Origin of the sequence: Pseudomonas sp. GCEP-101 (genome assembly GCF_025133575.1) — a bacterium.
Lineage (GTDB): Bacteria > Pseudomonadota > Gammaproteobacteria > Pseudomonadales > Pseudomonadaceae > Pseudomonas > Pseudomonas nitroreducens_B.
The window spans coordinates 4,214,701-4,238,848 of sequence record NZ_CP104011.1 but is presented as its reverse complement, the minus strand read 5'-3'; the positions used below and the strand labels follow the sequence as shown (position 1 = coordinate 4,238,848).

The 24,148-nt window shown below is 66.9% G+C and carries 21 protein-coding genes; 10 read left to right on the top strand and 11 right to left on the bottom strand.

Annotated features, from left to right (window positions below; all coding sequences use genetic code 11):
- Positions 1-2: 2 nt before the first annotated feature.
- Together N0B71_RS19445 and N0B71_RS19440 are read left to right on the top strand one after the other, a co-directional pair.
- Positions 3-1,136, top strand: a complete 1,134-nt coding sequence (locus tag N0B71_RS19445) for a thiolase family protein (protein ID WP_259754343.1) — start codon at positions 3-5, stop codon at positions 1,134-1,136.
- Between the two features lie 187 nt (positions 1,137-1,323).
- Positions 1,324-1,890 (top strand): TetR/AcrR family transcriptional regulator, encoded by a 567-nt coding sequence (locus tag N0B71_RS19440; RefSeq protein WP_259754342.1) that lies wholly within the window; start codon positions 1,324-1,326, stop codon positions 1,888-1,890.
- A gap of 279 nt (positions 1,891-2,169) precedes the next feature.
- Here the strand turns inward: N0B71_RS19440 and N0B71_RS19435 are convergent, their stop codons facing one another.
- Positions 2,170-2,976, bottom strand: a complete 807-nt coding sequence (locus N0B71_RS19435) for an SDR family NAD(P)-dependent oxidoreductase (RefSeq protein ID WP_259754341.1) — start codon at positions 2,974-2,976, stop codon at positions 2,170-2,172.
- Between the two features lie 334 nt (positions 2,977-3,310).
- Between N0B71_RS19435 and N0B71_RS19430 the strand changes: the two genes are divergently transcribed.
- Positions 3,311-3,448: a PSPA7_2676 family Cys-rich small protein gene (locus tag N0B71_RS19430; RefSeq protein WP_259754339.1), complete on the top strand. Its 138-nt coding sequence runs from the start codon at positions 3,311-3,313 to the stop codon at positions 3,446-3,448.
- A 64-nt stretch (positions 3,449-3,512) separates the two neighbouring features.
- Here N0B71_RS19430 and peaD read toward each other — a convergent pair whose 3' ends face one another.
- The 4 genes from peaD to peaA form a co-directional block, all read right to left on the bottom strand.
- On the bottom strand, positions 3,513-4,646 hold the full coding sequence (peaD, locus tag N0B71_RS19425; protein ID WP_259754337.1) for a quinohemoprotein amine dehydrogenase subunit beta: 1,134 nt from the start codon (positions 4,644-4,646) through the stop codon (positions 3,513-3,515).
- A gap of 44 nt (positions 4,647-4,690) precedes the next feature.
- On the bottom strand, positions 4,691-5,014 hold the full coding sequence (gene qhpC / locus N0B71_RS19420; RefSeq protein ID WP_015477047.1) for a quinohemoprotein amine dehydrogenase subunit gamma: 324 nt from the start codon (positions 5,012-5,014) through the stop codon (positions 4,691-4,693).
- 1 nt (position 5,015) lies between these two features.
- Positions 5,016-6,446, bottom strand: coding sequence for a quinohemoprotein amine dehydrogenase maturation protein (gene peaB, locus N0B71_RS19415; protein WP_259754336.1), 1,431 nt, complete (start codon positions 6,444-6,446; stop codon positions 5,016-5,018).
- A gap of 76 nt (positions 6,447-6,522) precedes the next feature.
- Complete coding sequence (gene peaA, locus N0B71_RS19410; protein ID WP_259759620.1) at positions 6,523-8,094, bottom strand: quinohemoprotein amine dehydrogenase subunit alpha; 1,572 nt, start codon at positions 8,092-8,094, stop codon at positions 6,523-6,525.
- A 624-nt stretch (positions 8,095-8,718) separates the two neighbouring features.
- On the opposite strand from peaA, the gene N0B71_RS19405 reads away from it, so the two are divergent.
- Entirely contained in the window at positions 8,719-10,395 is a 1,677-nt protein-coding gene (locus N0B71_RS19405) for an MFS transporter (RefSeq protein WP_259754335.1), read from the top strand.
- 469 nt (positions 10,396-10,864) lie between these two features.
- On the top strand, positions 10,865-12,358 hold the full coding sequence (locus tag N0B71_RS19400) for an aldehyde dehydrogenase family protein (protein ID WP_259754334.1): 1,494 nt from the start codon (positions 10,865-10,867) through the stop codon (positions 12,356-12,358).
- Between the two features lie 387 nt (positions 12,359-12,745).
- On the opposite strand, the gene N0B71_RS19395 is transcribed toward N0B71_RS19400, so the two are convergent.
- Positions 12,746-13,405 carry a glutathione S-transferase family protein gene (locus N0B71_RS19395; RefSeq protein ID WP_259754333.1) on the bottom strand — a complete coding sequence of 220 codons (660 nt, stop codon included), beginning with the start codon at positions 13,403-13,405 and terminating at the stop codon, positions 12,746-12,748.
- A gap of 64 nt (positions 13,406-13,469) precedes the next feature.
- Positions 13,470-14,639: an MFS transporter gene (locus N0B71_RS19390; protein WP_259754332.1), complete on the bottom strand. Its 1,170-nt coding sequence runs from the start codon at positions 14,637-14,639 to the stop codon at positions 13,470-13,472.
- 114 nt (positions 14,640-14,753) lie between these two features.
- On the opposite strand from N0B71_RS19390, the gene N0B71_RS19385 reads away from it, so the two are divergent.
- The 3 genes from N0B71_RS19385 to N0B71_RS19375 all read left to right on the top strand — a co-directional run bounded on the left by N0B71_RS19385 (position 14,754) and on the right by N0B71_RS19375 (position 18,011).
- Positions 14,754-15,251, top strand: a complete 498-nt coding sequence (locus tag N0B71_RS19385; RefSeq protein ID WP_259754331.1) for a MarR family winged helix-turn-helix transcriptional regulator — start codon at positions 14,754-14,756, stop codon at positions 15,249-15,251.
- Between the two features lie 286 nt (positions 15,252-15,537).
- Entirely contained in the window at positions 15,538-16,950 is a 1,413-nt protein-coding gene (gabP, locus tag N0B71_RS19380; RefSeq protein WP_259754330.1) for a GABA permease, read from the top strand.
- 62 nt (positions 16,951-17,012) lie between these two features.
- Complete coding sequence (locus N0B71_RS19375) at positions 17,013-18,011, top strand: GlxA family transcriptional regulator (RefSeq protein WP_259759619.1); 999 nt, start codon at positions 17,013-17,015, stop codon at positions 18,009-18,011.
- 919 nt (positions 18,012-18,930) lie between these two features.
- Here the strand turns inward: N0B71_RS19375 and N0B71_RS19370 are convergent.
- Positions 18,931-20,625 (bottom strand): amidase, encoded by a 1,695-nt coding sequence (locus tag N0B71_RS19370; RefSeq protein ID WP_259754328.1) that lies wholly within the window; start codon positions 20,623-20,625, stop codon positions 18,931-18,933.
- A gap of 433 nt (positions 20,626-21,058) precedes the next feature.
- Positions 21,059-21,448, bottom strand: coding sequence for a hypothetical protein (locus N0B71_RS19365; RefSeq protein WP_259754327.1), 390 nt, complete (start codon positions 21,446-21,448; stop codon positions 21,059-21,061).
- Positions 21,449-21,669: 221 nt separating this feature from the next.
- On the opposite strand from N0B71_RS19365, the gene N0B71_RS19360 reads away from it, so the two are divergent.
- A complete protein-coding gene (locus N0B71_RS19360; RefSeq protein WP_259754326.1) occupies positions 21,670-22,089 on the top strand; it encodes a transcriptional regulator in 420 nt (139 codons plus the stop codon).
- A 4-nt stretch (positions 22,090-22,093) separates the two neighbouring features.
- Here N0B71_RS19360 and N0B71_RS19355 read toward each other — a convergent pair whose 3' ends face one another.
- On the bottom strand, positions 22,094-22,594 hold the full coding sequence (locus tag N0B71_RS19355) for a GNAT family N-acetyltransferase (RefSeq protein WP_259754325.1): 501 nt from the start codon (positions 22,592-22,594) through the stop codon (positions 22,094-22,096).
- Positions 22,595-22,674: 80 nt separating this feature from the next.
- Positions 22,675-23,070, bottom strand: a complete 396-nt coding sequence (locus N0B71_RS19350) for a RidA family protein (RefSeq protein WP_259754324.1) — start codon at positions 23,068-23,070, stop codon at positions 22,675-22,677.
- 151 nt (positions 23,071-23,221) lie between these two features.
- Between N0B71_RS19350 and N0B71_RS19345 the strand changes: the two genes are divergently transcribed.
- Positions 23,222-24,145, top strand: a complete 924-nt coding sequence (locus tag N0B71_RS19345) for a LysR family transcriptional regulator (RefSeq protein ID WP_259754323.1) — start codon at positions 23,222-23,224, stop codon at positions 24,143-24,145.
- The last annotated feature ends 3 nt before the right edge of the window (positions 24,146-24,148 follow it).

The window sequence follows — 24,148 nt, the reverse complement described above, 5'->3', positions numbered from 1 at the left end:
CCATGACTTCCGTCGTCATCGCGGGTTATGCCCGCTCCCCGTTCCACTTCGCCAAGAAAGGCGCGCTGATCGACGTGCGCCCGGACGACCTCGCCGCGCAAACGGTGAAAGGCCTTGTCGCGCGTAGCGGCCTGGATGCCCGGCTGATCGAGGACCTGATCATGGGCTGTGCCTACCCCGAAGCCGAACAGGGCATGAACCTGGCGCGCATCACCGGCTTCCTCGCCGGGCTGCCGGAAACGGTGGCCGGCGCCACGGTGAACCGCTTCTGCGGTTCGTCCATGACGTCCATCCATTTCGCCGCCGGGCAGATCCAGTTGGGTGCGGGGGACGCGTTCATTTGCGCGGGCGTGGAATCCATGACCCGCGTGCCCATGGGCGGCTTCAACCTGTCGCCCAACCCGCACCTGCTGGCGGAGTTCCCGCAGGCCTACATGCCCATGGGGCAGACCGCCGAGATCGTCGCCGAACGCTTCGGCATCTCGCGCGCAGACCAGGAAGCCATGGCCGTGGACTCCCACGCCAAGGCCGCACGCGCCCGCGAACAGGGCCTGCTGGCGGCGGAGATCGTGCCCATCGAGACGCCCACCGGCGTGGTCGGCGAGGACGGCTGCATCCGCCCCGGCACCAACCTGGAAGCGTTGGCGCAGCTCAAGCCGGCCTTCGGCGGCAGCGTCACCGCCGGCACCGCCTCGCCGCTGACCGATGGCGCGGCGGCGGTGCTGGTGTGCAGCGAGGACTTCGCCCGCGCCCACGGGCTGGACATCCTGGCGCGGGTGAAAACGGTGGCGGTGGTCGGCTGCCCGCCGGAGATCATGGGCATGGGGCCACTCTACGCGACCCGCAAGCTGCTCGACCGCGCCGGCCTGCGCATGGCCGACATCGACCTGGTGGAAATCAACGAGGCCTTCTCCAGCCAGGCGCTGGCCTGCCTGCGCGGGCTGGAGCTGGATATCGATCGGGTCAACCTGCACGGTGGCGCCCTCGCCATCGGCCACCCGCTGGGCGCCACCGGCGCGCGCATCACCGGCAAGGCGGCGGCGCTGCTGAAGGAAACCGGCGGGCGCTACGCCATCGCTACCCAGTGCATCGGCGGCGGCCAGGGTGTGGCGACGCTGCTCGAAGCCGTTCGCTGAGGGCTACCGCTGTAGGAGCGAGCTTGCTCGCGAACATTGCTTGACCGGCAAACCCGCGGTTGAGCGGTTCGCGAGCAAGCTCGCTCCTACAGCCAGCCCCACCGCCGTTCCTGCCCTGAATCACCTCCCCGCGCCCGCCCTGCGTTAGAATGACAGCCAGCATTCCATGATCCGCAGGAGACCGGTCATGCGTTACTCCGAAGACCACAAGGCCCAGACCCGCGAACGCATCATCAACGAGGCGGCGCAGCGCTTTCGCAGCGAAGGCGTGGACGCCACCGGCCTGCAGACGCTGATGAAGGCGCTGGGCCTGACCCACGGCGGCTTCTACGCGCACTTCAAATCCAAGGACGAACTGGTGGAGATCGCCCTGCAGCAGGCCGCCGAGCAGTTGCGCCCGATCGTCGACCAGCAGTTCGCCAAGGCCGATCCGCTGCCCGGTTTCATCGACCAGTACCTCTCCCCCGGCCACCGCAACACGCCCGGCAAGGGCTGCCCGCTGCCGACCATCTCGGCCGAACTGGGGGCGCGCGGCAACGCCAGTGCGACGACCGACGCCATCGTCCAGGCGCGCATCGACGCCATCGAGAAGGCGCTGCCCAGCGAGCATGCCGAGGATGAGAGCGTCGCCCTGCTCGCGACCCTGATCGGGGCGCTGGTGCTGTCGCGCAGCGTGGCCGACCCGGCGATGTCCGACCGCATCCTGGAGAGCACGCGGCGGCATCTGAAGCGGGAGATTGGTGCGGCGGAGTGATTGCCGCAGGAACAATCATCTCTTTCGAAAAGTTTGTGCCTGCGTATTCCCCTCACCCCAGCCCTCTCCCGGAGGGAGAGGGAGCCGCCCGTGCCGGCTGACGCTGTGGTTCCACTTCACACCGACTAGTCCCCTCTCCCTCTGGGAGAGGGTTAGGGTGAGGGCCAATCCGAGCGCGGATGCTCCCCCCTAGCGGCCATGACCCGCCACCTCGAAAGCCACGCATAAAAAAGCCCCGGCGCGAGGCCGGGGCAAGCTTTTCGCCACTCTGTTGCTCGGTTACGCCACTACCACGCCATAACGTTGCGCCGGGGCGCTGCGCGACAGGTTCGGCGCCATCTTCAGGCGCGCGGCGGTGAAGGCTTCGAATTCGCCCGCGTCCGGCAGCGCCGGCAGGGTCACCACTTCGCCCTGGGCCAGGCCGGCCAGCGCGGCGTCGACCATGTGGTTCACGTCCATCAGCATTTCCGCCGGCAAGGAGCCGATGTCGGTGCCGGCGCGGTCCCAGATTTCGGTGCGGGTGGCGCCGGGCAGCACGGCCTGGATGCGCAGGCCCAGCGGCGCCAGTTCCTGCTGCATGGACTGGGTCAGGTTCAGCACGAAGGCCTTGGTCGCGCTGTAGCTGCCGTTGAACAGCTCCGGCGCCAGGGCCAGCACCGAGGCCACGTTGATGATGGTGCCGCGGCCGCGCCCGGCGAAAGCCTTGGCGGCGGCGCCGGCAAGGCGCGCGGTGGCGATGACGTTCAGCTCGATCATGCTTTCCAGGCGGTCCAGGTCGGTCTCCAGCAGGGTGCCGTTGATCGCCACGCCGGCATTGTTCAGCAGCAGGCTGATGCTGGCGTCTTCGGCCAGACGCGCCTCGACGCGGGCGCGGTCTTCGCGGCGGGTCAGGTCGGCCTTGAGCACGTCCACCGAGACGCCATATTCCTCACCGAGGCGCGCGGCCAGGGCCTCCAGGCGTCGCTGGTCGCGGGCCACCAGCAGCAGGTCGTAGCCCTGGGCGGCGAGGCGCTGGGCGTAGGTGGCGCCGATGCCGGAGGAAGCACCGGTGATCAGTGCGCGGCCCAGTTCGGATTTGGCATTCATGGTTCTTTCTCCAGGGAGGCGTTCGCCCCGCTTGCAGGATTGAGTGGGCCGGTTGGCCGTCAGGAATGTCCGGCCATTTGAATGATGGCCGTCATCTGAAGGTGAATATTATGCTCATAATATTATCTGTCAAGGCCTGTGGTTCAGCGCTGACAAACGGCCAGAGAGGCAGTGGAAAGCTTAGTGCGACGAGCGTTACGCGCCACCGGGCAGTTTAGGTTGCCCATTCCAGAGCGCCCGCGAGAGGCTCGTGGGCGTCTCCACACAAGAACAATCCCGGAGCGTCACCTGCACCCTGCCTGTCTACGAACCGGAGCGATCCGGAGGAGGACACATGCGATTGCGCTGCTTTTTCCTGGGATGCGTTTGGGATGAAGGGAATCTCACCGAGGTCGGTCGCGTGCCGATGCTGTGCCAGCGCTGCGTGCGCTGCGGCGCGCAGCGGTACCTGAGCCCGGAACCGGAGATCTGAGCCGGAAACGACACTGCCCCGGAGCACGGGAATGCTCCGGGGCAGTTCGTCAATCAGACAGCGTTCAGTTGGCCACGAACGCCTGGCTGGTGGTGATTGCCATGTCGCCGCCGGGCAGCTTCAGATCGCCGATGCGCTCCAGGCTGTCGGCGTCGAAGATCGCCACGTCGTTCAGGGTGCCGGTCAGGTACAGCTTGTTGCCGGCCTTGTTGGTGGTCAGACAGTAGTAGGAGTGGTCCAGGTTCGCCGCCTTGACCAGCTTCTGCTGCTTGATGTCGTACTTCGCCAGGCGGTTGAGCACGCCGTAGACGATGTTGCGGTCCTTGGCCGACCGCATGCCGCTGAAATACACCTCGGTGACCGGGCCGAAGTCGACGGTCTCGGTCTTGCCGGTGGCCAGATCGATGTTGAAGAAGCCGTAGAGGAACTCGGCGGTGGCCATGTCCTGCTTGGCGTCCTTGAACTTCGCCGTGGTGTAGAGCAGCGAGAAGTCGCGCGGGTAGGTCTGCTGGTTCCACACGTAGAGCACATCTGGCGGCGCGTAGTTGGGGCGCTTCCAGTTGCGGCTGGCAATCGCCACGTCGAACTTGCCGGTCTTCACGTCCACCTTGTAGATGTCCGGGCCCGCGACGTAGAGGGTGCCGTCGTCGCCGGTCTGCATGATCGTCAGCTGGCGCGGCGCCGGGAAGGTGCGCACGGGCTTGGCGTCCATGCCGTCGGCGACCGAGTACACCTGCAGGCGCGGCTGCTGCACCTCGTAGTGCTCGGCAAGGATCAGCGTGGGGTTGGCGATGGCGTAGATCTCCTTGCCGTCATGACTGACGGTCATGGAGAACATCGAGCGCGCGTTCTCGCCCGGCTTCTGCGCGATGGTGGCGTGGAACACCGGCTTGCAGTCGTCGAGCTGGATGCCGTAGATGTCCGCGTAGTGGTTGCTGAGGATGTAGGCGACCTTGCGGTCCGGCGACAGCTGGGTCATGCCCGGGCCGTAGGCGCCGGGGATGGTGCAGGTCTTGTAGAGCTTGTCGGTCTGCATGTCGATGACATGCAGGTTGTTCGGGTAGTTGGTGCTGATCAGGTACTCGTGACCACGTTGCAGCGCCTTGCTCACATCGCTGCCGGCATCGGCGGCGACCGCTTGCAGCGCGCAGGCCAGCGAGAGACCGCCGAGCGTGGCGGCGAATGCTTGTCTGGACATGCAGGATTTCCTCTTGTTCTTCTGTCCCATGTGTTTCAGGGCGATCATTTGTCGTCCGGGAATACGGTGCCGAGGTTGCGCCAGTTCTCGGCCGAGGCCTGCGCATCCTTGTTCCAGTCGGGGTAGGTGCTCATCATGTCCGGCACCTGGGCCGGCCACCAGCAGGGGTCGGAGCAGCCGTAGAGGTCCGCTTCCATCGGCTGGCACAGCGAGGACACGCCGCCGAACACGTCGACTTCCCAGCCCGGGTCGGTGGTGGCCGCGCAGCCGGCCACGGAGTTCATCGCCACCACGTCCTCGATGCGATCCTCGGCGGCGGCCTGTTCGAGCTTCTGTGCTTTGGTGTTGATCGCTTTCAGATGTTTCATGTCAGTGCGCCTTCCGCGGTGTGATGTGGCGGTCGATGAAGCTGGGGTTGGAGGCCATGATCCGGCTGTAGACCTCGATGCCGAAGTCGACCCAGTCCCTCATCAGTTCGCAGTAGTGGTAGGTGGGGTGCGCCGGGTCGCCGTAGCGCGCGTAGCTCTCGTGGTAGCAGCCGCCGGAGCAGAGGTTGCGGATGCGACAGCTGGCGCAGCCGGTGTCGGTGCGGTCCAGGCGCTGCGAGAGGAACTCGTTCAGCTCGGCCTGCTTCACCCCTTCATGCACGTTGCCGAAGGTCGGCAGCGAGGAACCGGTGAAGCGGTGGCACAGGTTCAGCTCGCCCTTGTGGTCCACCGCCAGCATCTTCAGGCCGGCGCCGCACGGCAGGGCCTTCTTCTGCCCTTCGTGGATGTCGGTGATCAGCTGGTGCAGGTTGGAGAAGCCGATGTTGCGCCCCTGCAGCGCCTCGTCCAGGTAGCGGCGACCGAGGGCCTTCATGTTGGCGAAGACGTCCTTGAGCTCCTCCCCGGTGAGGTTGTAGCTGCTGATGTCGCCGGAGGTGACCGGCGCGAAACCGACTTCGGCAAAGCCCATCTCGTTGAACAGGTGGTTCCAGATGGTTTCGACGTCGGTGACGCCGGTGGTCAGCGTCACCCGCGCGCCGACCGGCCGCGCGGTGTAGCGCGAGAGCAGCATGTCGGCCTTGCGCCGCACCACGTCATAGGTGCCCTGCCCGCCCACGGTGATGCGGTTGCGGTCGTGCACCGTCTTCGGCCCGTCAATGCTGATGGACAGCCCAAAGCGATGGGCATTGAGCCAGTCGACGATCTCCTCGGTGAGCAGCGTGGCGTTGGTGGTCATGACGAAGTCCACCGTCTTGCCCAGCTCGCCGAAACGACGCTCGCAGTAGGCGACCATGTGCTCGATCAGCGGGCGGTTGGACAGCGGTTCGCCACCGAAGAACACCACGGTGTAGCGCGGCTCGTCGGGGGACTCCTGGATCAGCATTTCCACCGAGGCCTCGGCGGTCTCCGCGCCCATCTTCTTGCCGGCGGACGGCTTGTCCAGGTCTTCCTTGTAGCAGTAGGTGCAGCTGAGATTACAACCGGTGTTGACGTTCAGCACCACGGTGTTGAGCGCGGTGCGATCAACCTTCTTGATGCCGATTTCAGGGGTCAGCGGCGAGCCGTCGCTGACCAGTTCCAGCGCGATCAGCTCGCGCAGGGTCTCGTCGATGTCCTCGGCGGCGAAGCGACCGCCCAGCCGTTGGGTCAGCTCGTCCGGCGAGCAGGCATGCCCGCGCAGCGCGTCGATGATCCCGCCGGTCAGCTCGTCGCTGGCGAACAGCGAGGAGCTGGGGATGTGGAACAACAGGCGGTCGGCGTCGACCTGCACTTCATGCAGGTTGCGTTCGACCAGATTCAAGATGGCGCCCATGGCGACCTCCCGGAACTTTCTTGTTATGCCCACCCGCAGGTGGGCCTCACGCATTCAGTTCATCCGCTCCCGACGGTTACGGGATCGGCGGGTTGTTCCAACGCTGCACGGTGACGATCATGTGCCCTTCGCCCTTGTGCGACTGGCCGGCGTCGTCCACCGCGGCGATCACCTTCAGGTTGCCGGCGTTGTTGGTCATCATCTTGCGCTGCGGGTTCGGGCCGGCATCGCCCGGGGTGAAGATGCCGCTGTCGGCGTCCATCACACCGGCGAACTTCACGTCCTGGTCTTCCTTGGCGCGATCGTCGAAGGGCTCGACCGACCACTGCGCCGGGAACACGCCGATGCGGAACGGCTTGCCATCGGCGCCCTTGCCCCAGGCCTCGGCATCGAAGCTGCCCTGGACCTTGGGCGTGGAGCCGCCATTGCCGCCGATGCGGGCGATGGAGAACTCCGGCACCACCTTCACTTCGGCGATGTCCTTGTACACCGCGAGGCTGCCGCCCTTGGCGGTGCCAACGCTGACGTCGCGCTCGCCGGCGGCCGCCGCATCGCCGGCCTTGACCTTGAGGGTCACGCGCTCGGGCGTCTCGGACACCACCGACACCACCTCCACGCCCTTGCCGAACGACGGCTTGCCCTTCAGGCCGGTGCCGACCACGCTCACTTCGGTCTCCACGCCCGCCTTGATGTAGGCCGGCTGCACGCCCAGCACGCGGCTGGTGCCGTCCTTCGCCGCGACGAAGTCCAGGCCGCGCTCGTCGTGGGCCTTGTCGAACATGCGGCCCTGCATCTGGCCGTTGAGGGCGGCGAACACCTGGCGCAGGGTCACGTCACCGACCGTCACCGCGCCGCGCCATTCGTAACCGTTGTAGAGCACCGCGCTGCCCTCGCCGCTGAACGGCGAGCCATCGGCGTACTGGCCCTTGACGCTGACCTTGAAGGCGTCGTCGCCATCCTGGGTCACGTTCATGCTGCCGGCCAGATCGCCCTTGCCCGGCATGTGCCCGGCGAAGCTCCAGTTGCCCGCCAGCGATTCAGCCTTGGGCCGGTTCTTCTGCCAGTCGGCCCAGGCCTTGCTGTCCAGCGGGTAGCGCTTGGCCAGTTCCGGGACCATCTCTTTCTTCGCCAGGTCGAACCAGTCACGGTCACGGGCCAGGGCCTGGTATTCCAGCGACGGCCAGCGACCCAGGTGGAAGTTCACCAGCTTCTCCCACTCCGCCGCCGGGCGGCGCTGCAGGGCGATGCGCGCGCCGGAGTGACAGCGGGCGCACATCTGCTCGAAGTTCGTATCGAATTTCTCGACGGTGTTGAGCCGGCGCTCGAGGGCGTAGCGCACGCCTTCGGTCTCGCTCGGCGCCAGGCCCTGCTTGTCGGCGAGGAACTTGACCACCGAGCGACGCTCGTCGTCGGTGATCTTCAGGCCATACATCACCTGCATGCGGGCGATGCTCATCAGCCAGCCTTCGGGGGTCTTGCGCTGGTGGCTGATACGGCTGAGGGAATCGTTGCCTTCGGGCGTGTGGCACGCCTGGCACTTGGCGCTGATGATCGCCTGGCCTTCGGGGGCGGCCTGGGCCGTCTGCTGCAGCGCAAGGGCCAGTGCGGCCAGGGTTCCGGCACCCAGATAGTGCCGAAGTCGTGTCATCTTCAAGGTCAGGCCTCCTCGGTATTCTTGTTGGTTATTGGCGCCCACCGATGGGCTAAGAGCTAGCTCTTGAAAGCGGTTTTGCAGGTTGTGTGCCACTACTGCACAGGCCACGCCGGATCAGGCCTCGGGCGGCATCTACCGGCGCTCGCGCAGCACGACGTCGAGGTTGCGCCGTCACATTTCGCGATTGCTGTCTAACTCTGAGACAGGGCCGTGAAACACCCTGAGGCAGTATGGCGCATTGGCCGTGACCGGCAGCGACACCGGGACGGATCGCGGCGGCCGGGCACCGCGGAACAGACCCGGCCGGCATAGACGATGGTCTAATTGCGAGCGCCGCCATTGAGGAAGTCGCCAACGCCGAGGCGCCAGCCAGACGCCTTGCGCGCCACCGCCTGGCCAGGACAGGCGTCAATCCGCGCCAGCCGTGGCGCCAGCAGGCCCCGCGGGTGGCCAGATGCGTGAGAACGATTATGCTTTCAGATGACCCTGCGACTTGTCGCGGGGCCATCTGTCTTCAGGCTTTGCGCAATCCGTACGACCTGACATCAGCCCTGGGCTCGAGTGCGGTAACGGTATTGAGGGACTCCGGCCCAAAACAACAACAAGACGGAGACGAACATGGCGCAGACATACAGCCCGGCCGCGGGCAACGCTCCTCACAGCGGGATCACCAAGGAGGAGCGCAAGGTCATCTTTGCCTCCTCCCTGGGTACGGTGTTCGAGTGGTACGACTTCTACCTCTACGGCTCCCTGGCGGCGATCATCGCCAAGCACTTCTTCGCCGGGGTCAATGAAACCACCGCCTTCATCTTCGCCCTGCTGGCCTTCGCCGCCGGCTTCGCGGTACGGCCCTTCGGCGCCATCGTGTTCGGCCGCCTGGGCGACATGATCGGGCGCAAGCACACCTTCCTCATCACCATCATCATCATGGGCGTCTCCACCGCCGTGGTCGGCCTGCTGCCCGCCTACGCCACCATCGGCGTGGCCGCGCCGATCATCCTGATCACCCTGCGCCTGCTGCAGGGCCTGGCGCTAGGCGGCGAGTACGGCGGCGCGGCGACCTACGTCGCGGAACACGCGCCCAAGGGCAAGCGCGGCTTCTTCACCTCGTGGATCCAGACCACCGCAACCCTGGGCCTGTTCCTCTCGCTGCTGGTGATCATGGCCTGCCGCACCGTACTCGGCACCGAGGCGTTCGAGGCCTGGGGCTGGCGGATTCCCTTCCTGCTGTCGATCCTGCTGCTGATCGTCTCGGTGTACATCCGCCTGCAACTCTCCGAGTCGCCGGTGTTCATGAAGATGAAGGAGGAAGGCAAGGCGTCCAAGGCACCGCTGACCGAGTCCTTCGGCCGCTGGGAGAACCTCAAGGTGGTGATCATGTCGCTGCTCGGCGGCACCGCCGGGCAGGCCGTGGTCTGGTACACCGGGCAGTTCTACGCGCTGTTCTTCCTGCTGCAGACGCTGAAGATCGACGCGCAGACTGCCAACCTGCTCATCGCCGGCTCCCTGCTGCTGGGCACCCCGTTCTTCGTGTTCTTCGGCAGCCTGTCCGACCGCATCGGCCGCAAGAAGATCATCATGGCCGGCTGCATCCTCGCCGCGCTGACCTACTTCCCGATCTTCCACGGCCTGACCCAGTTCGGTAACCCGGACGTGTTCGCCGCCCAGGAGAAGAACCCGGTAACCGTGGTGGCCGACCCGAGCGCCTGCTCCTTCCAGTTCGATCCGGTGGGCAAGGCGAAATTCGTCAGCTCCTGCGACATGGCCAAGAGCCTGCTGGCCAAGCGCGCCATCCCCTATGAGAACCTCAAGGCCGAGACCGGTGCGCTGGCCCAGGTGCACATCGGCGACAAGGTCATCGCCAGCTTCGAAGGGGCCGGCATGCCGGCGGCGGATTTCAAGGCGCAGTCCGAAGCCTTCACCGCGCAGCTGGCCGCCTCGCTCAAGGAAGCCGGCTACCCGGAAAAAGCCGACCCGGCGAAGATCAACCACCTGATGATGCTGGTGCTGCTGACGGTGCTGGTGATCTACGTGACCATGGTCTACGGGCCGATCGCCGCGTGGCTGGTGGAGCTTTTCCCGACGCGCATCCGCTACACCTCGATGTCACTGCCCTACCACATCGGCAACGGCTGGTTCGGCGGCTTCCTGCCCACCGTCGCCTTCGCCATGGTGGCGGCCACCGGGGACATCTACTACGGCCTCTGGTACCCCATCGTCATCGCGGTGATGACGGCCATCCTGGGCATTTTCTTCCTGCCGGAGACGAAGGATCGGGATATCAACCACGGCTGAGCCCCGCCGGCGTGCAACCGTTCGCGGTTGTGCGCCCGCAGGTCCGGCTCTCGTAGGAGCGGACTCCGTCCGCGATCCTCCGGCAGGGCCGGTGCCGCGTCTGTTCGCGAGCAAGCTCGCTCCTACAGGCTCTGGCGGACCAGCTCTTCGTAGGAGCGAGCTTGCTCGCGAACCGCACCGCACGAAACCCATCGCGGACGGAGTCCGCTCCTACGGCTCCCCCGGTGCGAGGCTCCCGGGTGAAATGGCCCCCACCTCGAACGCCATCTTCTGCAATGCGGGCGCCCTGCGTCTCAGCCGCTGTCGCAATGTGCGACAGCGGCCTCCTTCCTCGATCTGCTAAAAATCAATCAATTCTTTTAAATTCAGTAGGTTGCATAAACAACCTAGCCTTGGCACAGCCGTTGCGATACCTCGCCCCAGCGCCTCCCCGACCGGGAGCACGAACAGACAACAAGAGGCCACCGCAATGCTCGCTTCCCTGCCCATCAAGCCCGAATCCCGCGCCTTCCTGCAGCGCTCCCCGACGATGCTGATCGGCGCCGACTGGTCCCGCGCCAGCGACGGCGCCCTGATGGACCTGCGCAACCCGGCCACCGGCGACGTGCTCTGCCAAGTGCCGGCCGCCACGCCTGCCGACGTCGACCGCGCCGTGCGCGCCGCCCGCCAGGCCTTCGATGACTCCGCCTGGAGCCGCACCCGCCCGCGCGAGCGGCAGAACCTCTTGTGGAAGCTCGCCGACCTGATGGAGCGCGACGCCGACCTGCTGGCCGAACTGGAGTGCCTGAACAACGGCAAGAGCGCCGCCGTCGCCCGGGTGATGGACGTGCAGCTGGCCATCGACTTCCTGCGCTACATGGCCGGTTATGCCACCAAGATCGAAGGCGCCACGGTGGATGTGTCCATGCCACTGATGCCCGACGGCGAATTCCACGGCTACATCCGCCGCGAAGCCGTCGGCGTGGTGGGCGCCATCGTCGCCTGGAACTTCCCGCTGCTGCTGGCCTGCTGGAAGCTCGGCCCGGCACTGGCCACCGGCTGCAGCGTGGTGCTCAAACCCGCCGACGAAACCCCGCTGTCCGCTCTGAAGCTCGCAGAGCTGGTGCTCGAAGCCGGCTACCCGGCGGGCGTGTTCAACGTCGTCACCGGCACCGGCATCAGCGCGGGCGCTGCCCTCTCCCACCACCCGCTGGTGGACAAGCTGACCTTCACCGGCTCCACCCCGGTCGGCAAGGAAATCGGCAAGGCCGCCATGGACAACATGACCCGCGTGACCCTGGAACTGGGCGGCAAGTCGCCGACCATCGTCATGGCCGACGCCGACCTCGCCACCGCCGCCGCGGGCGCCGCCCAGGCGATCTTCTTCAACCAGGGACAGGTCTGCTGTGCCGGCTCGCGTCTGTACGTCCAGCGCAAGCACTTCGACAACGTGGTCGCCGACATCGCCGGCATCGCCAACGGCATGAGGCTGGGCAACGGCCTGGACCCGAGCATCGACATGGGCCCGCTGATCTCCGCCAAGCAGCAGAAGCGCGTGTACGACTACATCGAACTGGGCCGCGACAAGGGCGCCACCATCGCCTGCGGCGGCGAACAGTTCGGCCCCGGCTACTTCGTCAAGCCCACGGTGATCGTTGACGTCGACCAGAAGAACCCGCTGGTGCAGGAAGAAATCTTCGGCCCGGTGCTGGTCGCCATGCCCTTCGACGACATCGAGGACGCCCTGCGCCTGGCCAACGACAGCCCCTACGGCCTGGGCGCGAGCGTCTGGTCCAACGACCTGGCAGCAGTCCATCGCATGGTGCCGCGCATCAAGTCCGGCTCGGTGTGGGTCAACTGCCACAGCGCACTCGACCCGGCGCTGCCCTTCGGCGGCTTCAAGATGTCCGGCCTGGGCCGAGAAATGGGCGCCGCCGCCATCGAGCACTACACCGAGCTGAAGTCGGTGCTGATTCGCCTGTGAGCTTTGCCGGCCAGTAAGAGCTGTCTTCTCCTGAACCTCCGTCCGGGATTTCCCTCTCCCCAACCCTCTCCCTGAAGGGAGAGGGAGCCACCAGTGCCGGCTGAAGCAACGATTTCACCTGCACCGAACGGTCCCCTCTCCCGCTTGCGGGAGAGGGTTAGGGTGAGGGGCTCTTGGCTCATCAAAACACCCGGTTCTACCTCGCCCGCGCAGCCCCCCTGCGTGGGTCTTGCCTCCCCCGGTCGCGGCAGCGCACGGGGGATTTTTTTGCCTGTTGCCTAAGGTCTGCCCAGCATCCAGGCGATTGCCCCTGTAGGAGCGAGCTTGCTCGCGAACCGCTTGGCAGGATGTTCGCGAGCAAATTCGCTCCTACAAAAGGCGGAACACTCAATCGCGATCCGGCGCCCCCAGCGGGAACAGCGGCCGGTGCGGCCGTGCCTCCTCCACCGCGCGGGCGAACGACGGGCGCGCCAGCAGGCGGGAGCGATAGGAGCGCAGGGTCGGGTAGCGGTCGCCGATGGGGTGCGTCCAGTCGGCATAGAACAGCGACGGAGCCGCCGCGCAGTCGGCGAGGCTGAAGCCATCCCCCGCCGCCCAGGTGCGTCCGGCGAGTTCCTCCTCCAGCCAGGCGTAGGCCAGCTCCAGCTTGCTCACGGCATGGGCCAGGCCCTCGGCGCGCCGGGTCGCGTCCCCGCTCATGGCCCCCAGCACGGCGTGCTGCACCGGGGTCATCACGTGCCAGTCGAAGAAGCGGTCGAGGAAGCGCACGTCCAGCGCCTTCAGCGGATCCTCCGGCAGCAGGCGCACCGGGCCGGGATGCTTTAGGTGCAGGTACTCGATGATGATGCTGGTCTCGGCCACGCTGTGTTCGCCATCCAGCAGCACCGGGAACTTCGCCAGCGGCCACAGGCGCAGCCAGTGCGCGCCGTTCTCCGGCTGATCCGGGCCAAGGCTGCGGAACTCGAAGGGCATGGCGTTCTCGTAGAGCGCGATCAGCACTTTCTGCGTGTAGGAAGAAAACGGGTGGCCGAACAGGACGAGGGACATGGCGGATCACCTGAGGCAGACCAAAGTACTCAGCCTAGTCCCGAATGATCGCGCCATGGGCTTATCAGCAGGCCTGTGCCTCGACCGCCTGCGGGCGCGGCGGCGCGAAGCGGCTGACAAGTACGAGCATCACCAGGCAGACCAGCGCCATGCCGATCCAGGCCGGCGCCAGGCTGGCCATGGACTGCCGCGCCAGCCCCGCCAGCAGCGGGAACAGCGCCGCGATCAGGTAGCCCACACCCTGGACGAAGCCCACCAGCGCGCCGGCTTCGGCGGGGCCATGGGCGCGGTCCATGGCGACGATGAGCGACAGCGGGAACAGCGCCCCGATCCCCAGCCCGAGCCCGACCATGGCCAGCAGCGCCAGCTCCTGTGGCCAGGCGATCAACACGACCAGGCCGCCCAGCAGCAAGGCGATGGCCAGGACCAGCGCCGGACGGCGGTCCGGCAGCCGGTCGATGAAAGCCGAGACCAGCAGGCCGGCGACCACCTCGGTGAGCGTCAATCCGCCAAGCAGCGCGCCGGCCTGCGCCGGCGTCCAACCGAGCGCCGTGTAGTACGGCGGCAGCCACGCGAGCACCAGCACGTAGGCGCCGGTGCCCAGGCCGAAGAACAGCGCCAGCCAGGCGGCGCGCCGGGCAACCCCGGAAAAGGCCGGCGCGCCCGCATTCATTGGCGCGACCTCGTCCGCCGCCTGGGCCCACACCGGCAGCGCCAGGACGGCAGGCAGCGCCCAGAACGCCAGCGCCGGCAGGTCTCCCCAGACGCTCGCCAGCCAGGGCGAGGCCACGCTGGCCAGCACCGCGCCGCCCATGATCGCGGTGGAATACGCCCCCATCGCACCGCCCACCCGCGTGCCGAAACGCTGACGGATGAACACCGGCAGCAGCGCCTGGCAGGCGGCGATGCCCAGCCCGGCAAGCACCGCCCCGCCCAGCAGCCCCCAAGGCCCCGGCAACAGGCGCAGCCCGCAGGCCAGGGCGATCAGCAGCAGGCCGAACGCTACACCCCGGCGCACCCCCACGTGGTGCAGCAACTGGGCAGCGCTCAGCGCGCCCAGGCCCATCAGCAGCACCGGGAGGCTGGTCAGGAGGCTGGCGAGACTGTCGCTCAGCGTCGCAGAGGCTTGTAGCGAGTCCAGCAGCGGGCCGATGGAGGCCAGCGCCGGGCGCAGGTTGAGGCCTGCCAGCACGACGGCGAGCAGGCAGGTGGCGAGCGAAACGCTTCTGGGCATGGGAATCATCCTTACGGTGCACGCCAGCCCTTGATCGCAAGGACGGCGCAGGCGAATATCTCTACATCAAGACAATTTCAATGTATCTCGACATCAAGATAAAAAGGAAGCCCCATGGACAGAGCCGCGTTCGCTGTCGAGCAATGGCGCCAGCAACTGCCCGAGCTGGACACCGACGGCATGCTCCTGCTCGGCCGCCTTGGCGAAGCCGCGCAGCTGATCGCCCGTGACCACCTCAACCCGCTGTTCGCCGCGTACGGCCTGCAACCGGGCGAGTTCGACGTACTCGCCACCCTGCGCCGCAGCGGCCCGCCCTTCCGCCTCACGCCCACCGTGCTCTACGAAGCGGCGATGATCTCCTCCGGCAGCATGACCAACCGCCTCGACCGCTTGGAGAAGCAAGGGCTGATAGAGCGCATGCCCAACCCCGACGATGGCCGGGGCTCGCTGGTCGGCCTGAGCGAAGCCGGCCTCGCGCTGATCGATGACGCCGTGAGCGCCCACGTCGACAACCAGCGCCAGGTGCTCGCCGGCCTGAGCGCGACGGAGCAGAAGAAGCTCGCCGCCCTGCTGGAAAAGCTCCTCGCCAGCCTGCCCGCCCCCCCTCGCTGAGCGACCTAGTGCCGCCGGCGCCGAGGGGCGTCTGGGCTCCAGGAACCATCATTGCAGAGCGGCTCTTGGCCAGTAATGCGTCGGCCGGTGATGTCGTTTTTGGCCATGCCCATGGCGATTTCGAGCAACTCGCCGCCCACCCGGTGCCTTAGCTTGGGCCTCGCGTGCAGCGCATGTTGCCGCGTCGTCGTCCCGGCCTCGCCTCAAGGACGAGCAAAGCGAAGGGAACTGCGCCGGGCCGGTGTCAGCCCGCCCTGATAACAATTTCAATAAAAAAGGCCGATAGATGAGTGCTCCCAGTGCAAACGGCGCCAATGGCGATCTGGTGCAGGGCTTCAAGCCCCGCCACGTGACCATGCTTTCCATCGCGGGGATCATCGGCGCGGGGCTGTTCGTAGGCTCCGGCCACGCGATCGCCGCCGCCGGTCCCTCCGCCATCGTCGCCTACGCCCTCTCCGGACTGCTGGTGGTATTGGTGATGCGCATGCTGGGCGAGATGGCCGTGGCCAGCCCGGACACCGGCTCCTTCTCCGCCTATGCCGACCAGGCCATCGGCCGCTGGGCCGGCTTCACCATCGGCTGGCTGTACTGGTGGTTCTGGGTACTGGTGATCCCCATCGAGGCCATCGCTGCCGGGGTCATCCTCAACAACTGGTTCCCGCAGGTCGAAACCTGGGTGTTCGCCCTGTCGATGACCCTGCTGCTCACCGTCACCAACCTGTTCAGCGTCGCCAAGTACGGCGAGTTCGAATTCTGGTTCGCCATGCTCAAGGTGGTCGCCATCATCGCCTTCATCGGCCTGGGCGCGGCCGCGCTGCTGGGGCTGCTGCCGGGGCGCGAGGTCAGCGGCCTGCACCGGCTGATGAGCGAGCACGGCGGCTTCATGCCCAATGGCTGGACGGCCATCTTCAGCGCGCTGATCACCACCCTGTTCAGCTTCATCGGCACCGAGGCGGTGACCATCGCCGCCGCCGAATCCAGCGACCCCAGCCGCAACATCGCCAAGGCCACGCGCTCGGTGATCTGGCGCATCAGCGTGTTCTACCTGCTGTCGATCCTGGTGATCATCTCCGTGGTGCCGTGGAACGATCCGCGCCTGGTGGAGATCGGCTCCTACCAGCGCGCCCTGGAGCTGCTGGACATCCCCAACGCGCAATTGTTGATGGACCTGGTGGTGCTGGTCGCCGTGGCCAGTTGCCTGAACTCCTCGGTGTACATCGCCTCGCGGATGATCTATTCGCTGAGCCGGCGCAACGACGCGCCAGCCTTCATCCAGCGCACGTCCGCCGCCGGCGTGCCGCGCGCGGCGGTGATCGCCAGCACGCTGATCGGGGTATTCACCACCCTGCTCAACTTCTTCGCACCGGGGCGGCTGTTCGACTTCCTGCTGGCCAGCTCCGGCTCCATCGCCCTGCTGGTCTACCTCGCCATCGCCGTGTCGCAGCTGCGCATGCGCGGCATCCTGCGCCGGCGCAACCATGAGCTGGTGTTCCGCATGTGGCTGTTCCCCTGGCTCACCTGGCTGGTCATCGCGATCATCAGTTTCATCCTGGTGGTGATGTTCATCATGCCGACGCACCGCGTGGAGGTGAGTTCGACCCTGGCGCTGACGGTGATCATCATCCTGCTCAGCCAGACCGGCCGACGCACGACGCACCACGCCCAGGCCAGTATCGGCCGCCGCGCCGTGCGCAGCTGAGCCAACCGCCCCACCGACAGAGGAGGTGCCGATTGGTCGAACGCCGGCAGTTCAGCGGAGCCATGCAGGGCCGCAACCTGCGCTATCTCGACAGCGAATCGAAGGAGCCCACCCGCCTCGCGCGGGTGGGCTTCCTGCTGCTGGAACACTTCTCCCTGCCGGCGTTCACCCAGGCGCTGGACACCCTGGTCACCGCCAACCTGATCCGCGCGCAGACCTTCGCCACGCAGACCTTCAGCCTCGACGGCGAATCCGTCACCAGCGACCTCGGCCTGGTGATCTGCCCCGGCGCGGCGCTGAACGCCGCGCAGCTCGTCGAGCTGGACCTGCTGGTCGTCTGCGGCGGCCTGCGCACGCCGCTGCGGGCGATCCCCGACCTGACGCGCCTGCTGCAGGCCGCCGCCGACAAGGGCATCGCCCTGGCCGGCCTGTGGAACGGCGCCTGGTTCCTCGGCCAGGCCGGCCTGCTGGACGGCTACCGCTGCGCCATCCACCCGGAGAACCGCGCGGCGCTGGCGGAGATCGCGCGGCACAGCGAGGTGACCAGCGAGAGCTACCAGGTCGATCGCGACCGCCTGACCGCCGCCAGCCCCACGGGTGCCTTCAACCTGGTGCTGGAGTGGATCAATGCGCGCCACGGCCGCGAGCTGGTGGACGCCATCGTCGACATCCTCGCCTTCGAGGAATCGCGCTTCCGCCGCACCCGCCCGGCGCTGCACGAGAAACTCAGCGAGCCGCTGCGCGAGGCGATCAACCTGATGAGCGCGAACATCGAAGAGCCGCTGAGCCAGGACCAGCTGTCCCGCTATGTCGGGCGCTCCAAGCGGCAGATCGAGCGATTGTTCCAGGAGCAGTTGGGCACCACGCCCGTGCGCTATTACCTGGAGCTGCGCATCACCGAGAGCCGGCGCCTGCTGCAGCATTCCAGCCTGCCGATGTACGAGGTCGGGCTGGCCTGTGGCTTCGTCTCGCCCAGCCATTTCAGCAAGTGCTACACGTCGTTCTACGGCTATTCGCCGTCGAAGGAGGTGCGCCATGGGAATGTGAAGTCGGCGAAGTGAAGGCGGCTCCCGTGGGAGCGACTGTCTTTCTCTGAAAGTTCGTGCCTGGGATTTCCCTCTCCCTAGCCCTCTCCCTGAAGGGAGAGGGGACTGACCGGCGTCACGCAAAGCACCGCGCTGGCCGGCGGCATCGGACGACTCCCTCTCCCTTCGGAGTGGGGCGCGCAGCCAGGGCGGAGAAATGCCCCAGCGAGATACTTCAGGTAGGAGCGGAGCGTCTCCGCGATGCTCTTTTGCGAGACAAACCTTCGCGGACAAGGTCCGCTCCTACGAAGGCGGATCGGCGCGCCATCTGCGCAACGGGGCCAGGCACACCGTCCCGTCTCCAAGGTTAATGCCTGCGTCGGATCCGTTCGCGAGCAAGCTCGCTCCTACATTCGATTTCTGCCGTTCGCTCTCCAGGGCTCTGCAGCGAAATGTCCGCAAACGCCCAACGGCCCCGTTCAGAGGCCTCGTTGAAGCGGAGTTTCAGGGGTTGCGCGACAGGGATGTCGCGAGAGCCGCGATGGGCCAGGGATGGCCCTTCGCGGCGGGCCCCTGAAACTGCGCTTCAACGAGGGGATTTTTCGCCCAGGCGAAAACCGGATGATTGGGGCAAGACCTTTGCCCACTTTGGGGCGTTTACCAAAGTGGGTCGCCCGAGGGGGCGAAACGGGAAGTCCATGCGCACGCCAAAGCGGCGCAGAAACACCCAAACTGAAGCAGCACACCGGGAGGATTCGCGCGCAGGCCAGCGCCGGCTCTGCCGACGGATCGCGCGCATGGCCCGCTCCTACAGGGGAGCGCCAGTGCCACCGGTGAATACCAGGCTGGTTCGCGAGCCAGCAATGCATCGGACCATCGACAACGCGGCCCCCACACTTTGCGACCATAAAAAAACCGCGCCCGAGGGCGCGGTTCTTCATCGAGCGTGAGCCAATCAGCCCAGCGGCGGCGTCAGCGGCGGCACCTGGCGCTTGGAGCCGGTCGCCTCGAAGGCGGCGGCGAAGCGCAGCAGCGCCGAGTCGTCATAGGCGCGGCCGGCGAAGGTCAGGCCTACCGGCATGCCGATGTCCGCCATCACGCCCATCGGCACGGTAACGGTCGGCACGCCCAGGTGACGGATCGCCAGGTTGCCGTTGGCGACCCAGATACCGTTGCTCCAGGCGATGTCGGCCGATTCCGGGTTGACGTCGGCGTCCGCCGGGCCGACGTCGGCCACGGTGGGGAACAGCACGGCGTCCAGCTTCAGCTCGTCCATCCAGTCTTCCAGGTCGAGCTTGCGGGTCTTTTCCAGGCCACGCAGGCCGTCGGGCAGGGTCTCGATCTGGTCCCAGGTCTTCAGGCCGCGCTTGGCCATGTTGACGTACTCGTCCATGCCCGCGCAGAGGTCGTCCTCGCGGTTGGGCAGCGTGCCCGGGTCGTGGGGGAAGATCTTCGGCCCATCGACGTCGGCCAGCTTGTTCAGCTTGGGATCGCCGTTGGCCCGGAGGAAATCGTCGAAGCCCCAGCCAGACAGCTCCCACAGCTCATCGTGGAGGAATTCCGGCGAAACGATGCCGCGGTTGTACACCGTCGGCGCGCCCGGACGGTCGCCCTCGCAGTTGGAAACCAGCGGGAAGTCCACTTCGATGACTTCGGCGCCGGCCGCTTCCAGGGCCTTGCGCGCCTGCTCCCAGAGGTCGATGACCGAGGCGCGGGTGTGGATGCGCTGGCCGGTCGGGCCGCCGATGCCGGGCTTCTCGCTGGTGCCGGCCAGCTCGTCCTTGTTGATGTACATGCGCGGCACGCCCAGGCGCTTGCCCTTGAGCGCTTCCGGGCCGGCAGCCAGGTCCAGGTAGGACGCCGGGCGCACCTCGGAAACGGCGGGAATCGGCACCCACGGCTGCAGGCGCCACAGATCGCCGCGCTTGTCGGGGTCTTCGGCAACCACCACGTCGAGCACTTCGAGCAGGTCGGCCATGGTGCGCGCATAGGGCACCACCACGTCCATGGTCGGGGTCAGCGGCCAGTTGCCGCGCACGGAAATCACGCCACGGGACGGCGTGTAGGCGCACAGGCCATTGTTCGAGGCCGGGCCGCGACCGCTGGACCAGGTCTCTTCCGCCAGGCCGAAGGCCGAGAAGCTCGCCGCGGTCGCGGTGCCGGCGCCGTTGGAGGAGCCGGACGCGAACGGCGCGGTGAGGAATTTCGGGTTGTACGGGCTCTCCGCACGGCCGTAGACGCCGCGCTGCATGCCGCCGTTGGCCATGGGCGGCATGTTGGTCTTGCCCAGGCAGATGGCGCCGGCAGCGCGCAGGCGCTCGATGGTGAAGGCATCGCGGTAGGCGATCAGGTCCTTGAAGGCCGGGCTGCCGGAGGCGGCGGTCAGGCCCTTGACCAGGTAGCTGTCCTTGGCGGTGTAGGGGATGCCATCCAGCGGGCCGAGGGTCTCGCCACGGGCGCGGCGGGCGTCGGAGGCTTCGGCTTCCTTCAGGGCCTCGGGGTTGCGCACGACCACGGCGTTGAGCTTGGTCGGGCCATCGTAGGCGTCGATGCGCGCGAGGTAGGCCTTGACCAGTTCGACCGCGGTGGTGCGGCCTGACTCGAGGGCTTCACGCAGCTGCGCAATGGAAACTTCGGTTACCTCGATCATGCTGTCACCGTCGGCTGGAGGTTGGTGGGAAGGGGCAGGTCTGCGTCGCGACGGACCCAGACGGCGCAAGTCGGAAAGTGCGTGTTCATCTCGATTCTCTTGTACTTCTGTTACGCGACGGGAGTGAGTGTACCGTCGGCCGGCGGCTTCGTTCAGCGCCCGGCGGACAGACCGGATGCGCAGGATGGGCAACGAAAGGCGAAGACAGCCGCCAGGGCGCACACACTGGCATGCCCGATCAGAATACACAACAGTCGTAAATTAAAAAAAACGCCCGTCGAGTGGGGGGCTCGGCGGGCGATACAGGGGCGCCGGGGGGAGCGCCCTGGGAGAGTGATTCAGCGAGAGCCCGATGGCAGACGCTGACGCAGGCTATTCGCCGCCTGCCGGCGCTGGGCAGGTCGCTGGGGGGAGCGACCCGCTCGAAGCCGATTCAACTGTGTTGCGCGCACTGGTAGGCGGCGTCCAGCAACTCGCCCTTGTCGTGCCACGCGCTGCGCTGGTAGGCGCTGAAATGATTGCCGCCGGCGATCGGGGTCACCTCGACGATGCCGCTGGCCTGCACCGGGTCGGCGCTGCCGGTGAGCAATTGGCGGGTGCCGCCGCTCTCGCTGACGAAGGTGGCGGTGCCGGGCGTCAGCCTGCCGTCGACGCAGCTCAGGTAGGCGCCGCCATCCTGGGCCGTGCTGCCGCCCAGGCTGTCCCAGCTCAGCCGGGTTTCCGAGGTCGCCGCGCAACCGCTCAGGCCGGCCGCGGCCAGCACCAGCGAACCCAGGGCAGCGCGGATGATGAGGCGGTTGGGTATGAGGTGCACGGTGTTCATCGATTCTGTCCCTTGCTCGGTTCGACCAGCTCGTGGGACAGATCTTCAGGCCCGCGCGGCCCGCACTCCACTCGATTGTGTCGATAGTGAAGCTCGACGGTATCGATGGTTGCACCGCCGCTCAGGGCCGCCTCGCAGGAAAGTCGAACCCTCCCCGCCTCGCCGGGTCGCACGTCAGGAAGGCCCTCAATCGCCTTCCATCCCGACGAGGAGAACACGCCATGAGCTACGACTGGGACCTGATCGAACGCCTGCTGCTGCGCGCGCAGGATTGCGCCGACGAACCCTACAAGGCCCGCGAGTGCGGCGAGGAAGTGGCCGAGCAGCACCGGCTGCAGGGCGAGCCGGTGGAAGGCAGCGTGGACCATCTGAAAAAGGTCGCCGGCGACCTGGAGGGCGACCTCTACGCCAACGGCTATATCCAGGAACGCCCGCGCGAACATGGTGGTACCGGCAACAACTTCGAGCTGACCGAGCGCGGCACCGAGCTGCTCACCCTGATCAGCCGCAGCTTCCCGGACCACCTGGTGTTCCGCCAACTGCTCGACGAACAGGGTGAAGCCGCCCTGCTGCCGGAAACCTTCGACCAACTGGCCGAACGCGCCACCCGCGATCGGGTCGACGACCGACCGGAGCGCTGACGCGTCAGGCGGCGGGCAGCTCCATCACCATTTCGTGCCACGCCATGCCGCCGTGGTCGGACGCCGACGGCTGCACGTAGCGGTAGCCGAAGCGCTCGTAAAGCGGCACATGGCGGTCCTTGCACATCAGGTGGATGGTGCGCTTGCCCAGGCCGGTCATGCGCTGGATGAAGGCGCGCATCAGCCGGGTCGAATACCCCTTGCCCTGCTGCGCCGGGTCGATCACCACCGACATGATCACCACGTTGAGCGCCGCCGGGTCGTGGCCGACGAGTTCCTTGAACGCCTCGTCGGACATCACCACTTCATGGGCGCAGCCGCCGTTGATGAAGCCGATGATCTCGCCGCCCAGCTCCATGATCAGAAAGCCCTCGGGATACTGGGCGATACGCGTGGCGATTTTTTCCCGCGTGGCGGCCTCGTCGCCCTCGTAGGCAGTGGTTTCGATCTCGAAGCAGCGGTCGGTATCGGCGGGGGTGGCGGTGCGGAAGGTGGGAGTCGTCATGGGGTATTCCTGGCGATGCAAAACAAGGCGGCATGGTAAAGAAACCCGGCCGCCCCGTCTCGCCGCCCTGCCCTGTGCCCTCAACCCTGCGGCAGGCGCGCGATCACCTTGATTTCGAAGTCGAAGCCGTACAGCCACGTCACTCCCACCGCCGTCACCGTGGGATAGGGCGCAGCGCCCCAGTAATCGGCGGCTACCTGCCAGGCACGCTCGAAGTTCGCCTGGGGGTCGACCATGAACAGCGTCACGTCCATCACGTCCTCGAAGCTGCAGCCGGCGGCGGCGAGGATCGCGTTGAGGTTGTCGAAGGCCCGCCGGACCTGGGCCTCGAGGCCGGGTTCGGGTGAACCATCCTCGCGACTGCCGACCTGGCCGGAGACGAACAACAGGCCGTTGCTGCGGACCGCCGGGGAATAGCGGTTGCGTTCATAAAGGGCCTGGCGGCCAGCGGGGAAAACCACATCACGAGTCGGCATGGACGTGCTCCATCAGGGGGGCCGCGGCCCCGGTTCAACGATGGAGGCAGGTTAAGGCGCACGGGCTTCGCGATAATCTGGCAACACGCTTCAGCATTGTTTGTAGAATCCAAACAATCTGCCCTCCACCCGCCAGCCAGCCGGAGCCGCCGTGGACCGTTTCGATGCGATGCAAGCCTTCGCCCGCGTGGTGGAAACCGGCAGCTTCACCAAGGCCGCCGACACCCTGCACATGAGCCGCACCAGCGTGACCCAGCTGATCCAGCAGCTGGAAGCGCGGCTGCGCGTGCGCCTGCTCAACCGCACCACCCGCAAGCTCAACCTCACCGCCGATGGCGCCGCCTACTACGAACGCGTGGTGCGCCTGCTGGCGGACATGGACGACGCCGAGACCAGCCTTTCCAGCGCGGCCGCCACGCCACGCGGGCGGCTGCGGGTGGACGTGCCCACGCCGCTGGCGCGCCTGCTGCTGATCCCCGCCCTGCCCGACTTCCATGAGCGCTACCCGGACATCCAGATTGATTTGGGCGTCAGCGACCGCATGGTCGACCTGATCGACGAGAACGTGGACTGCGTGGTGCGCGGCGGCGAGCTCACCGACCAGTCGCTGATGGCGCGCAAGGTCGGCGACCTGCCGCTGGGCGTCTTCGCGGCGCCCGGCTACCTGCGGCGCGCCGGAGTGCCCCGGCATCCGCGCGACCTGGAAGACCACCCGCAACGCATCGTCGGCTACCTCTGGGCGCGCACTGGCAAGCCGCTGTCCTATGCCCTGCAAAAAGGTGGCGAGACCGTGCAGGTCCATGGCCGCCCGGCGCTGACGGTCGACGACGGCAACGCCTACCTGGCCGCCGGTATCGCCGGCATGGGCGTGCTCTGGCTGCCGCGCTACATGGCCGAGGAGGCCCTGGCCCGCGGCGAGCTGGTGGAACTGTTCGCCGACTGGAGCATGGACAGCATGCCCCTCTACCTCGCCTTCCCACCCAACCGCCACGTCAGCGCCAAGCTGCGGGTCTTCATCGACTGGATCGTCGAGCTGATGGCGCGGCATGCGCCGGTGGCCGGAGCACCTTTGTAATCG